General features: G+C 75.1%; 11 protein-coding genes. 2 read left to right on the top strand and 9 right to left on the bottom strand.

The genetic code is table 11. The features are described 5' to 3' along the window. Positions 1–135 precede the first annotated feature (135 nt). The 5 genes from ABIH81_RS17350 to ABIH81_RS17330 all read right to left on the bottom strand — a co-directional run bounded on the left by ABIH81_RS17350 (position 136) and on the right by ABIH81_RS17330 (position 4,836). The gene (locus ABIH81_RS17350; RefSeq protein WP_349875964.1) at positions 136–1,209 is read right to left on the bottom strand and encodes a sulfite exporter TauE/SafE family protein; all 1,074 of its coding nucleotides are present in this window, start codon (positions 1,207–1,209) and stop codon (positions 136–138) included. A 111-nt stretch (positions 1,210–1,320) separates the two neighbouring features. Beyond that, positions 1,321–1,791, bottom strand: coding sequence for an Rrf2 family transcriptional regulator (locus ABIH81_RS17345; protein ID WP_128137741.1), 471 nt, complete (start codon positions 1,789–1,791; stop codon positions 1,321–1,323). A 71-nt stretch (positions 1,792–1,862) separates the two neighbouring features. Continuing rightward, positions 1,863–2,747, bottom strand: coding sequence for an acyl-CoA thioesterase II (locus ABIH81_RS17340; protein WP_349875963.1), 885 nt, complete (start codon positions 2,745–2,747; stop codon positions 1,863–1,865). Next, a complete protein-coding gene (pyk, locus tag ABIH81_RS17335) occupies positions 2,744–4,192 on the bottom strand; it encodes a pyruvate kinase (RefSeq protein WP_349875962.1) in 1,449 nt (482 codons plus the stop codon). Before pyk ends, ABIH81_RS17340 begins: the two co-directional genes overlap by 4 nt. Positions 4,193–4,470: 278 nt before the next feature. Further along, the gene (locus tag ABIH81_RS17330; RefSeq protein ID WP_013287532.1) at positions 4,471–4,836 is read right to left on the bottom strand and encodes a YciI family protein; all 366 of its coding nucleotides are present in this window, start codon (positions 4,834–4,836) and stop codon (positions 4,471–4,473) included. Between the two features lie 162 nt (positions 4,837–4,998). Between ABIH81_RS17330 and ABIH81_RS17325 the strand changes: the two genes are divergently transcribed. Both ABIH81_RS17325 and ABIH81_RS17320 read left to right on the top strand, forming a co-directional pair. Beyond that, positions 4,999–5,865, top strand: a complete 867-nt coding sequence (locus ABIH81_RS17325) for an aldo/keto reductase (RefSeq protein ID WP_349875961.1) — start codon at positions 4,999–5,001, stop codon at positions 5,863–5,865. A 79-nt stretch (positions 5,866–5,944) separates the two neighbouring features. Further along, complete coding sequence (locus ABIH81_RS17320; RefSeq protein WP_349875960.1) at positions 5,945–7,537, top strand: GMC family oxidoreductase N-terminal domain-containing protein; 1,593 nt, start codon at positions 5,945–5,947, stop codon at positions 7,535–7,537. Between the two features lie 82 nt (positions 7,538–7,619). On the opposite strand, the gene ABIH81_RS17315 is transcribed toward ABIH81_RS17320, so the two are convergent. From ABIH81_RS17315 to ABIH81_RS17300, 4 genes are all read right to left on the bottom strand, one after another. Next, positions 7,620–8,423, bottom strand: coding sequence for an alpha/beta fold hydrolase (locus tag ABIH81_RS17315; RefSeq protein WP_349875959.1), 804 nt, complete (start codon positions 8,421–8,423; stop codon positions 7,620–7,622). 167 nt (positions 8,424–8,590) lie between these two features. Further along, positions 8,591–8,854 (bottom strand): DUF6244 family protein, encoded by a 264-nt coding sequence (locus ABIH81_RS17310; RefSeq protein ID WP_013287536.1) that lies wholly within the window; start codon positions 8,852–8,854, stop codon positions 8,591–8,593. Between the two features lie 153 nt (positions 8,855–9,007). Beyond that, complete coding sequence (locus ABIH81_RS17305; protein WP_349875958.1) at positions 9,008–9,787, bottom strand: hypothetical protein; 780 nt, start codon at positions 9,785–9,787, stop codon at positions 9,008–9,010. Continuing rightward, positions 9,784–12,300, bottom strand: a complete 2,517-nt coding sequence (locus ABIH81_RS17300) for an FtsK/SpoIIIE domain-containing protein (RefSeq protein WP_349875957.1) — start codon at positions 12,298–12,300, stop codon at positions 9,784–9,786. Before ABIH81_RS17300 ends, ABIH81_RS17305 begins: the two co-directional genes overlap by 4 nt. Between the last annotated feature and the right edge of the window lie 148 nt (positions 12,301–12,448).

Here is a 12,448-nt window from a genome sequence, read left to right as displayed (position 1 = left end):
GGCTCCGCGCTCCGTCAGCCTAGGTCACCGCCGGACGCCCCCACAAGCGCCGACGCTCGCCAGGCCCACCGAGGACGGGCGACACGGCGAGGCACGCCCGCTCCCGGGCCGAAGGCGCGGCCGGGAACCGCAGGCTCAGCCTTCGACGGCGGCGGCGAGCTTCCGCGACTCCGCAGCCTCGGCGGCGGCCCCCGACTCCGGGCCCTGCCCCGGCCTCGCGGCCTCCACCGGCTCGGCGGACTCCCCCGGCGCCGCAAGCTCGGCGGGGGCCCCCGGCCCGGCCGGCTCGGCGGGCGGAACCGTCTCGGCGGGGGAAGCGGAGGCGAGGGCCGCGTCGACGGTGGCGCGGGCCCGGCGGGTACGGCGCAGCGCGCGCACCGCCAGCCCGACGGCGACCAGCCAGGCGGCGCCGAGCAGCGCGTACACCACGACCGGCACCGAGCCGCCCACGCCGCCGGCGCTCAGCAGCGTGCGGGCGTTGGTCAGCACGATCACGCCGCCGATCACGGCGCCGAGCAGCTGGGCGGGGACGATGCGGACCAGCCACGCCGCGATCGGCGCGGCGATCAGGCCGCCGACCAGGAGCGCGGCCACTGTGGGCAGCAGGAAGCCCTCGGAGCCCAGGCCGATGAGGAAGCCGATGCTGGCCGCGCCGGCTACCACGAACTCGGAGGTGTCCACCGAGCCGATGACCTTGCGGGGTTCCATCCGGCCGGAGACCAGCAGGGCCGGGGTGGCGACCGGGCCCCAGCCACCACCGCCGGTGGCGTCGACGAATCCGGCGGCCAGGCCGAGCGGGGCGAGGAAGCGGCTGCGCAGCCGGCCGGCGGCGCGGTTGGCGCGCAGCGGCCGGGAGAACCGGACCAGCAGGTACGCGCCGAGCGTGAACAGGATGGCGGCCATCCACGGCGCCGCCGCCTCGGTGGAGATGGAGCTGAGGAACGTCGCCCCGGCGAACGCGCCGATCGCGCCGGGCAGCGCGATCCGGCCGACCACCTTCCAGTCGACGTTGCCGAAGCGCCAGTGCGAGACGCCTGCGGCGAGCGTGGTGCCGATCTCGGCCAGGTGCACCGAGGCGGACGCGGCGGCCGGCGCGACACCGGCGAACAGGAGAAGCGTCGAGGAGGTCAGCCCGTACGCCATGCCGAGCGCGCCGTCGACGAGTTGCGCGGCGAGCCCGACGAGGGCGAGGACCAGCAGCTTGCGCACGAGCGCCCCCTGACTTTTCGGTATCTCCTATCAACTTGGTCGACAATGCGGCACGGAGGCACCCTAGGTCAAGTCCCCCGTCCGGTTGGTAGGAGACGCCGGACGGTGTGGTCAGCTCCAGGCGCGCGGGTCGGCGGCCAGCTCGTTGACCCGCCCGGGCAGCGCGCCGGCGGCCACGTCGGCGATGGTGACCAGCTCGAGGATCTCCCGCTCGCTGGCCCGCAGCGCGATCCAGACGTCCTGCAACGCGCGGGCCGCACCCTGGTAGCCGAGCTGTTCCGGGCGCTGCCCGCGCACGTGCGCGAGTGGACCGTCGATGACGCGGATCACCTCGGCCAGGGAGATCTCCCCGGCGGGCCGGGCCAGCCAGTAGCCGCCCTCGGGGCCACGCTGGGCGTGCACGATGCCGCCCCGGCGCAGTTGCAGCAGGATGCTCTCCAGGAACTTCGGCGGGATGTCCTGCGCGCGGGCGATCTGCTCGGCGGTCACCGGACGGCTCCGCCCGGTGGTCCCCCCGTCCGCGACCGAGGCCAGCTCAGCGGCCGCGCGGAGGGCATAGTCGACCCGGGCGGAGAGACGCATACGGCCAGGTTAGTCCGCTGCGGTGGAGACCGGCCGCCCGACCCGCGCCCGGACGATCACCGATCGGGCGGTCAGTCGCCGACGCGCCGCAGCAGCCCTTCCTGTACGGCGCTGGCGATGTGCCGCCCGTCCGTGGTGAACATCCGGCCCGTGGCCAGGCCGCGGGCGCCGGACGCGGACGGGCTCCAGCAGTCGTACAGGAACCACTCGTCGGCGCGGAACGACCTGTGGAACCACAGCGCGTGGTCGAGGCTCGCGCCGACCACGCCGCCCGGCCCCCACACCTCGCCGTGCACCGACAGCACCGAGTCCAGCAGCGTCAGGTCGGAGGCGTACGTGAGGGCGCAGGCATGCAGCAGCGGATCGTCCGGCAGCTTGCCGTCCAGGCGCATCCACACCCGCTGGTGCGGTTCGGCCGGGCGGTCGCCGGGGCGGACCCAGCCGGGCTCGCCGACGTAACGCACGTCGATCGGGCGCGGGATCATCCCCCAGATGCCCAGGCGCTCCGGGTAGCGGGAGAGCCGGTCGGTCATGGTCGGCACGTCGTCCGGGCCGGGTACGTCCGGCGGGAGCGGGGCGTGGTGGTCCAGCCCCTCCTCCTGACGCTGGAACGACGCCGACATGAAGAAGATCGGCTTGTCGTGCTGCAACGCCACCGATCGGCGCACCGAGAAGGAGCGGCCGTCGCGGATGTTCTCCACCTGGTACTCGATCGGCTCGGCCGGGTCGCCGGGGCGCACGAAGTAGCCGTGCAGGGAGTGCACGGCCCGCTCCGCGTCGACGGTGCGGCCGGCCGCGACCAGGGCCTGGCCGGCGACCTGGCCGCCGTAGACCCGCTGCGGGCCCACCGGCGGGCTCATCCCCCGGAAGGTCATCTCCCCGGTACGGGCGAGGTCGAGCACCTCCAGCAGCTGGTCGACCGCCTCCTGCCCGGTCGCCCCCGCGCCACTGCTCACTGGAGCGCCCGCGCCGAGGCGGCGTCGACCAGCGAACCGAGCTGGTGCACGCGCAGCGTGTTGGTGGAGCCGGGGGTGCCGGGCGGGCTGCCCGCCACGATCACCACGTAGTCGCCCGGGTTGGCCCGGTTGAGGCCGAGCAGCGCCTGGTCGACCTGGCGGAACATGTCGTCGGTGTGCTGGACGAACGGCATCAGGAACGTCTCCACGCCCCAGGACAGCGCGAGCTGGTTGCGCACCTCCGGCACCGGCGTGAACGCGAGCAGCGGCAGGTCGCAGTGCAGCCGGGCCAGGCGCTTGACGGTGTCACCGGTCTGCGAGAACGCGACCATGGCCTTGGCGCCGATGGCCCGGGCGATCGAGGAGGCGGCGACGGTGAGCGCTCCGCCGTGCGTACGCGGGTCGTGCTGCAACCGGGGGACGGCGATCGAGCCGGCCTCCGTGGTGGTGATGATCTTCGCCATGGTGCTGACGGTGAGCACCGGGTACTTGCCGACGCTGGTCTCGCCGGAGAGCATCACCGCGTCCGCGCCGTCGAGCACCGCGTTCGCCACGTCGGAGGCCTCGGCGCGGGTCGGGCGGGAGTTCTCGATCATCGAGTCGAGCATCTGGGTGGCCACGATGACCGGCTTGGCGTTCTCCCGGCACAGCTGCACGGCGCGCTTCTGCACCAGCGGCACCTGGTCCAGCGGCAGTTCGACGCCGAGGTCACCGCGGGCGACCATGACCCCGTCGAAGGAGAGCACGATCGCCTCCAGGTGGTCGACCGCCTCCGGCTTCTCGACCTTGGCCAGGACCGGGCGGCGCACGCCCTCCTCGTCCATGATCGAGTGGACGAGCTTGATGTCCTCCGGCGACCGGACGAACGACAGCGCGACCAGGTCGACGCCGAGGCCGAGGGCGAAGCGCAGGTCCGCGGCGTCCTTGTCGGACAGGGCCGGGACGCTGACCGCGACGTTCGGCAGCGAGACGCCCTTGTTGTTGGAGACCGGGCCGCCTTCGGTGACCAGGCACCGGATGTCGTTGCCGGTGACGTCGCTGACCTCGACCGCGACCCGGCCGTCGTCGATCAACAGCCGGTCGCCCGGCTTCACCTCCTGCGGCAGCTTGCGGTAGGTGCAGGAGACGCGCTCCTTGGTGCCCACCACCTCGTCGCCGGTGATCACGACCGAGTCGCCGGTACGCCACTCGTGCGGGCCGTCGGCGAACCGGCCGAGACGGATCTTGGGGCCCTGGAGGTCGGCGAGCACGGCGACCGGCCGGCCGGCCGCCTCGGCCGCCTCGCGGACCAGCCGGTAGACCGATTCGTGGTCGGCGTGACTGCCGTGGCTGAAGTTGAGCCTCGCCACGTTCATGCCGGCTTCTACGAGCCCGCGGATACGCTCCGGGGAGGCGGTTGCGGGGCCGAGAGTGCAGACGATCTTCGCGCGGCGTGTCACGCCCATCAGGCTAGTCTCTCCTCCGGACCGGCCTTCCGGCCGACCCCTTGCGGACTGCGGAACATTTGTCCAACGACGCGCGTCAACCGCGTGGGCGGGCGGTAGGCGTACCGCACCGGAACGTCGTGTGGCGGGCATCGGCGACCGCGCGGTGAGAAATCGTACCGCTCCCCGTCACGGGCCGGCCGGGGGCAGGGTGGGCCGCCGCGCCGGGCCGGCCCTCCGTGGGCGGGCACTGGGTACGCGGCAGCGGGCGGTGCCGTCGCAGGGGCGCGCGAGGAGCCTCAGCTCTCCGTCTTGACCAGCGGGAACTCCAGCGAACCGGCCGGGCAGAGGAAGGTGAGCACCTCGACCCGGTAGAGCCCGGCCTGCACCGCCGGGTCGGCCTCCATGACGCTGCGGACGTCGTCCACCGAGCCGGTCCGGGCCAGGCCGAATCCGATCGGCGGGTCGGGTTCCCGGGCCGGGCCGTCGACGGACCCGTCCACGAGCACGATGCCGCGCCGTTGCAGCGCCCGCATGTGCTGAAGGTGCTCGGCCTGCAGCCGCTGCACGGTCTCGTCCGGCAGGGCCCGTCCCGAGGGCCCCGGGTAGAGCACGATGCACTCGTACGTGTCCAGCGCGAAGTCGAGCCGTGGCGTCGCGGCCATGCGCACCTCCTGACCACCGTCCCGCCCAGCCTCCCACGGCGGCCCGGTGCGCCGGGGCCGCTCGCCGCAACTACCAGTGCTTCGCCGCCACGATTCGGGGAATGTCCAGGGGCCGGGCGCAGCACCGCCCCGCGAGGCACGTACGAGCCCAGGAGGACCGCGATGGCGACCAGCACCCAGCCCGCCAAGGCGTCGGGCAGCTACCGGATCGGTGGTGACCTGCCGGTCGACCGCCTCGGCTACGGGGCGATGCAGCTCACCGGCCCCGGCGTGTGGGGCGCCCCGAAGGATCCGGCCGGGGCGGTACGGGTGCTGCGCCGCGCGTACGAGCTGGGCGTCACGTTCATCGACACCGCCGACTCGTACGGGCCGTTCGTCAGCGAGGTGCTGATCCGTGAGGCGCTGCACCCGTACGCCGACGACCTGGTCATCGCGACGAAGGCCGGGCTGACCCGCTCCGGCCCGGGTGACTGGCCGCCGGTGGGGCGCCCGGAGTACCTGCGCCAGCAGTGCGAGCTGAGCCTGCGCCACCTGGGCCTGGACTGCATCCCGCTCTACCAGCTGCACCGCATCGACGCGAAGGTGCCGCTGACCGACCAGCTCGGCGAGCTGGCGCTGCTGCGGCAGGAGGGCAAGATCCGGCACATCGGGCTGTCCCAGGTCAGCGTCGAGCAGCTCGAGGCGGCAAGGGCGATCGCGCCGATCGTGTCCGTGCAGAACCTCTACAACCTGGCCGACCGCAGCGCGGAGGACGTGCTGGAGCACTGCGAGCGCCACGATCTGGCGTTCATCCCGTGGTTCCCGATCGCCACCGGCGACCTGGCCCGGCCCGGCGGCCCGCTCGACGCGATCTCGACCGCGCACGGCGCCACCCCGGCGCAGCTCGCGCTGGCCTGGCTGCTGCGCCGGCCGCCGGTGATGCTGCCGATCCCCGGTACGTCGTCGGTGGCGCACCTGGAGGAGAACGTGGCGGCGGCCGGGGTGGAGCTGACCGACGACGAGTTCGAGGTGCTGGCGAGGACCGCCTGAGCCTGCCGCCGCCCGGCCCTTTCGCGGAATGTGATCGAGCAACTACTGTCAGAGGGATTCTCGCGAGTGGGGGTCCGCTGTGGAGGAGTTCGACTACGTCATCGTGGGGGCCGGCGCGGCGGGGTGCGTGCTGGCGAACCGCCTCACCGAGGATCCGGGGACACGGGTGCTGCTGCTGGAGGCGGGCGGCTGGGACCGCAGCCCGTACGTGCGGGTGCCGAAGGCGTTCTCCCGGCTGATGGACGACCGGCGCACCGCCTGGCACTACCCGGCCACCACCGGGCCGGGCCGCCAGGAAATCTGGCAGCGCGGACGGATGATCGGCGGCTCGACGTCGGTCAACGGCATGATCTGGAGCCGCGGCGCGGCCCGGGACTGGGACGCCCTCGCACCGCTGGGCTGGGGCTGGTCCACCATGTCGCAGGTGTTCCCGCGGCTGGAGGACCACCCGCTCGGGCCCGCCCCGCACCGGGGCACGGGCGGCCCGGTGCGGCTGTCCATCGCCACCGGCACCGACCCGCTCGCCGAGGAGATGGTGGCCACCGGCGCCGAGCTGGGCTGGCGCCGCGCCGACGACCTGGACGCCCACGACGACGAACGGATCGGCTACCCAACCGCCACCATCCACGCCGGACGCCGGGTCAGCGCCGCCGACGCCTTCCTGCACCCGGTGCGACGCCGGCCCAACCTGACCGTCGAGGTCGGCGCCGTCGTCCTGCGGGTGCTCGTCGAGGGCGACCGGGCGACCGGCGTACGGGTGGCGCACGGCGGCCGGGAGACCGAGTACCGGGCGGCCGGTGAGGTCGTCCTCGCCGCGGGCGCCCTCGCGACCCCGCACCTGTTGCAGGTCTCCGGCATCGGGCCCGCGGACACGCTGCGCGCCGCCGGGGTGCCGGTGCTGCTCGACCGGCCCCGGGTCGGCGCGGGGCTGCGCGAGCACCGGTCGATCGTGCTCCAGTACCGCCTCGCCGAACCCGGCGGCCACAACATGACCATCGGCAGCCCGCTCGGGCAGGCCCGGGCCACGCTGCGCTGGCTGCTCACCGGGGGCGGCCCGCTCGCCCTGCCGGTGCTGGACGTGGCGGCCCACCTCAAGTCCCGCCCGGAGCTGGAACGCCCGGACGCGCACCTGCTGATGGCGCCGTTCTCGGCCGCCCCGCCGCGCCCGGGCAGGGCGCTGGAACTGGAACGGGAGCCGGGCGTGATGTGCCTGGGCACCGTCACCCGGCCGGACAGCGAGGGCAGCCTGACGATCACCGAAGCGGACCCGCGTACGCCGCCGGCCGTCGTGGCGAACTACCTCACCACCGAGCACGACCGGCGGGTGGCGGTGGATCTGTTCCGCCGGATGCGGGAGTTCTTCGGCACCGGTCCGATCGCGAAGCGGATCCAGGCCGAGACGGTGCCCGGGACGGCGACCACGACCGACGCGGAGATCGTCGAGGCGGCTGTGGCGCGCGGCTACTGCGGCTACCACGCGATCGGCACCTGCGCGATGGGCGCCGGCGACGAGCACGTGGTCGACCCGCGGTTGCGGGTACGCGGCGTGGACGGGCTGCGGGTGGTCGACGCGTCGGTGCTGCCGGTGATGGTGGCCGGCTGGACCAGCGCACCGGTGACCGCGCTGGCCTGGCGGGCCGCCGACGTGATCACGGGACGGGACGCGGGCTGAGCGACGGCCCGCCGGCCTCGGACCGCGGGCGGCCCGGCCGGACGTGCCCGGGTCCGCGCGGCGGCGGGCCCGGGCACGTGTGTCAGAGCGCGAAGCAGTTCGGCTGGACCGGGGCGCCGGCGAGCACCTGGCGCACCGCTGTGTACGTGGTGCCGTCCAGCACCAGCCCGAGGTGGCCGACGACCCGAAGCGGGCACCACGCCTGCACCAGGATGTTCGTCGCGCCGTCGGCGAGCAGGGCGTTGTCGACCGGCCGGACCAGTTCGTCCTGCCAGGTGCGCACAGTGGCCCAGCGCACCGGGCCGGGGGTGTCGTCCCCGGCGTTGAGGTCGGCCAGGAAGCTCGACCCGATGCTCATCTGCTGGCAGGCGATCACCCCCGCACAGCTGCCCAGCCCGAGGAAGGCGACCAGATTGGCGACGTACGTGCCGTACTGCGGGCTGCCCAGGCTGACGTACTGGTCGACTGTGGCCGTGCCGCCGAGGTACTTGACGTACCAGCGGCTGACCAGGCCACCCTCGGAGTGGCCGACCAGGTCGACGCGGGCCGCACCGGTGGCGGTGCGCACCCGGTCCACGTAGGACGACAATGCCCGGGCGGACTCGCGGATGTCACCGAGGCCGAGGTTCGGCAACTGGAAGATCGAGACCCGGTAGCCGTCGGCGCGCAGCCGGGCGGCGATCGGCTCGTACGCGATGGAGATTCCACTCAGGCCACCGACCACGATCACCGGGTCGGCGGCCGCGGCGGCGGCCCGTTGCGCGGCGGTGGCGACGGTGGCCGTGTTCGACGGGGCGGGGGGTTCCGCGGCGGCGGCCTGGGCGGCGGCCGGGACGAGCAGGACGGTTGCGGCGGTGGTGGCGGCCAGGATCGTTCGGAGCAGCATGGGCTGCACCTCCGGGGGGAGGTACCCGGGCGGACCCGGGGGGACGGGTGGGATCCGATCGATCGTGGACACGATGATGCGTGTCCGATTTCACACACGTCAATGAAAAGTTACGCGGCGGTAACCCTTGTCGCGCCCTGCGCGCAAACCGGCATGCCGGACCGGGCTCAGTTGCCCAGCGCCTGGACCTTCGCGATGGTCTCCTGCACGTGCTGCCGGGCCGGCTCCCCGCCCTGCGCGGCCTGCGCCAGCGCCTGCCGGTACGAGTCGATGACCCCGATCAGCGGGCCCGCAGTGGCCCCCTCCAGCGCGCCCGCCACGAGCGCCCGCGCCTCGGCCGCGTCCTGCGCGGCAGCGGCGGTGCGTGCCTTGGCCTCGTCCAGCTTCTGTGCCGCCGCCGCCAGCCTGGCAATGATCTCCGCCGCGCTCACACGCCCTCCCCAGCTCACCCGCCCCGCGCGCAGCCTACCTCCCCGTCCGGCCCCATCGCCTTCGCGATCTTGCACTTTCCGCCCGTCCGAAAGCCACAAATGCCGCGCGCCAGGGGCCGCAACTCCATGACCGACGGAGGGAAGGGGGCAGCGTCAGCGGAGCAGGCGGAACAGGAGGAGGTAGAGGCAGAAGAAGGACGGGGAGACCAGGGCGCAGATCACGAAGCCGAGCGGCACATACCGTCCGGCCGGCGGCGCGTCGCCCTCCACCACCGGGCGGCCCCACCGGGCGAGCACGACCTGACCGGCCCCGAAGGACAGCAGTGGCACGCCGGCGCAGGACATCGCCGCCACCAGGTCCAGCCCGGCCACCGGCAGCGACGAACCCACGATCGCGATCAGCATCAGCAGCGAACCGGCGAGCGCGCAGCCCGCGTACACCACCACCGCCCGCGCCGGCGCGGACCAGGTGGGCAGCAACACCGGCGTGCGGGCCAGCGCGTCGGCCCGCTGCCCGTACCCATCGGCCTCCTCGGCGAGCCGGCCCGCCGCCGCCAGCTCCGCCGCCGGGTCGCCGGCCCGCGGCGCCGGAACAACCCCCGAGGGGTACGCCCCGACATCCGGCCGCCCCGGCGCGCCGGCTGCGCCGCCGGACACCCCGTCCCCCGGTCCGGGCGCGGGACCGGGCGCTCCCCCACCGGCCACCATCGCCGGTGCCGGCGCCTCCGCCGGGACCGACGTCATCGGCACGCCGATCGCCTGCCCCAGCCGGTCGAGGTGCTGCCCCTGGGCGGCGAGCCGCTGCCCGAGCGTGTCGACGGCGCTCTGGAGGCCACGGCGGCGCTCCGCCTCGGCGGCGATCTCCCGCTCCCCGCCCCGCTGCCGGGTGGACAGCTCCCGCAGCAGCGCCGCGTACTCGTCGAACCCACTCACGTCAGCTCACTCCCGGCGGCGAACGGCACGATCAGCGCGGTGCGGTGCTCGTGCCGGTCGACGAGCAGGGCACGGCCCTCGCGCGGGACGTACGCGAGGTCGTGCACGCCGAGGTGCAGGCCCAGGTCGGCGGCGGGCACGTTGAGCGCGACCAGGCCGGTCACGTCGTCGCGGTGCCCGCTGCCGCCGAGGTCGTCGGCGAGCCGGCGCAGCCCGCGCCACCAGCCGAGCACGTGCACACCGCGCGCGGGGCCCTGGCGCAGCGCGGCGCGCAGGTCGTCGTACCCGGAGCGGAACGTCGCCGGATCGGAGGCGGCGAGCGTCGTGGCGGCGGCGTCCATCCCGAACACCACCAGGTAGGTGCGCCCGGAGGCCGGGGCGTCGCCGGTTGCGGCCTCGGCGAGTTCGGCGCGCAGCGCGCCGGCGTCGAGGCGCCGGACCGGGTGCCCGGCGGCGGCGAGCGTCATGGCCAGGTCGTCGGCGGCGTCAGTGGTGCCCGGCGCCAGCGGCGCGAACAGGAACCGGGCGGTGCCGGGTGCGTGCTGGCGGGCCAGGGACAGGGTGGCCGACCGGAGCACGTCGGCACCGGCCGCAGCGGTGCCGACCACTGCCAGATGCCGGCCGGGGCTGGCGTCGAGCGCGAACCCGGCCGGGCTGCCGGGGACGTCGACCACGCGGCCGACGAGCGCGTACGGCGGGTCGGCGCCCGGTGCCAGCGCCGTCCAGGCGGGGTCGTCGGTGAGCCGGGGCGTCTCGTGTCCCCGGAAGACGGCCGGCGGGCGCGCCCCGGCCGGTCGGGCCGCGTGCAGCTCGTGGCGCAGGGCGGCGAGGTCGGCCGACGCGGCGTGCGCGTCCGGGAACCGCACCTCCACGTCCACGCCCGGCGCGCCCGCGCCGGTGTTCACCACGGCGGCGCCGACTGTGAGCCCGCGTGCGGCGTCGTTGCGCGGGTCCAGCACGGCGTCACCGCCGGGCAGCGCGATCCGCAGCGGGAACTGCCCGAAGATGGCCTCGGCCCGGCCGTAGAGCGCCTCGATCCCGGTGGTGCTCTGGCTCGCCAGCACCAGGTGCAGGCCGTACGAGCGGCCCTTGCGGGCCAGCTCCTCGATCAGGTCGACCGCCTGGCGGGCCAGCGCGTCGTTGCCGGCGAACAGCACGTGGAACTCGTCGACCACTGTGACGATCCGGGGCGGCCGGGCGTTCGGCGGCAGGTCCGCCAGCCGGCTGACGCCGTGCCGTTTGAGCAGGTCGGCGCGGCGGCCCAGTTCGGCGCGCAGCTCGCGCAGGACCGCCACGCCGTACTCGCGGTCGGACTCGATGCCCACCGCGTCGGCGTGCGGCAGCCAGGACGGGTCACGGCCGGTGGGCACGAACTCGGTGAAGCTGACGCCCTCCTTGAAGTCGAGCAGCATCAGCCGCAGCTCGGCCGGGGAGTAGCGGGCCGCCAGCCCGTAGAGCACGTCGAGCAGCAGGACCGTCTTGCCGGCGCCGGTACGCCCGCCGATCAGCCAGTGCGGGGTGGCGTCGTCGAACGCCACGCTCAGCGGCCCGCGGCCGGCCCGGCCGAGCACGGTACGCAGCCCGGAGGCGGCGGACCCGGCCCAGCGCTGCGCCGGGAGCAGGTCGGCGAACGTGACGCCGTCCTGGCCGGCGGCCTCGGCGTACCGGCGGGCCAGCGCGGTCACGGTGGCGTGCGACGGGTCGCCGTCGAGCACCACAGGCGCGGCCAGCCCGCTGCCGTCGGTGCTGAACGGGCGTCCGGGCGGGTCGCCGACGAGCGTGTACCGCTCGGTGACGCGCAGCTGGGTGGTGGCGCCCAGCGGTGGCGCGGCGGTCGGCCCGGCCGGTGGATGACCGGCCAGCAGCACGCAGACCGCAGCGGCCGGGCCGGCGTGGGTGAGCGCGGCCAGGCGGGCCAGTTCCCGGGGCGGCGGCGCGGACGCGGCGACCACCACCAGCAGCTCGCGGTCCTCCGGCGCGGATCGCTGGGCGGTACGCGCGTGCCGCTCGGCCGCGTCGAGCAGGGCCGTCGTCTCCGCCTCGGTGGTCGCCGCCGGGGCGAGCACCCCGGCGTCGTGCAGCGGGCGCAGCGGCAGGAACGCCGCGCCGAAGGCGGCCTGGTCGATGCCGGCCACCCGGATCGCGCCGGCCGGGGCGGCGGTCAGCAGCCGTACCACCACCGCCCGCAGCAGCTCGCCGACGCGCGGGTCACGGGCGTCCGCGTCGACCGCCAGGTGCGCGCCCGCCCCCACCGGCACGAGCACCGGGAACGCGCCGTCGACAGTGGTCGCCGCGCCGAGGCGTACCGGAACGGGGTGGGTCGCGACGCGGGCCGTGCCGGGCACCGCGGCGGCCAGCTCACCGCCGAGGCGGGCCAGCCGCGCGACCAGCTCGGGGCTGCCCACGGGTGCCGGGCCGGCGGCGCCCAGCAGCCGCCGGGCCGCCTCCCAGTGCCGCACCGCCCGCCGATGCCGATCGACCGCCTGCCGGTACGCCGCCGCGAGTCTGCCCACCGTCCGCCCTCCGACGTTTGCGATCGAGGGGAACCCTAACGGACGCGCGCCGCACCGGCACGGTGCGCTCCGCACCGGGGATTCGTCCACTGTTCACCCGGCGTCGGGCGGGCGCGCCGCCCGCCGTTCCCCAGGCCCGGTTTGCCTT

This window comes from Micromonospora sp. HUAS YX12, assembly GCF_040215685.1.
GTDB lineage: Bacteria > Actinomycetota > Actinomycetes > Mycobacteriales > Micromonosporaceae > Micromonospora > Micromonospora tulbaghiae.
Note: the sequence above shows the minus strand (reverse complement) of the source record. Positions and strands in the feature narration are given on the sequence as shown.

Coding starts and splice junctions, on each gene's coding strand:
- ABIH81_RS17315 (WP_349875959.1), bottom strand. CDS start 8,423: ATGCTGCTCCGAACGATCCTGGCCGCCACCACCGCCGCAACCGTCCTG.
- ABIH81_RS17330 (WP_013287532.1), bottom strand. CDS start 4,836: ATGGCCGCGACGCCACGGCTCGACTTCGCGCTGGACACGTACGAGTGC.
- ABIH81_RS17325 (WP_349875961.1), top strand. CDS start 4,999: ATGGCGACCAGCACCCAGCCCGCCAAGGCGTCGGGCAGCTACCGGATC.
- pyk (WP_349875962.1), bottom strand. CDS start 4,192: ATGGGCGTGACACGCCGCGCGAAGATCGTCTGCACTCTCGGCCCCGCA.
- ABIH81_RS17345 (WP_128137741.1), bottom strand. CDS start 1,791: ATGCGTCTCTCCGCCCGGGTCGACTATGCCCTCCGCGCGGCCGCTGAG.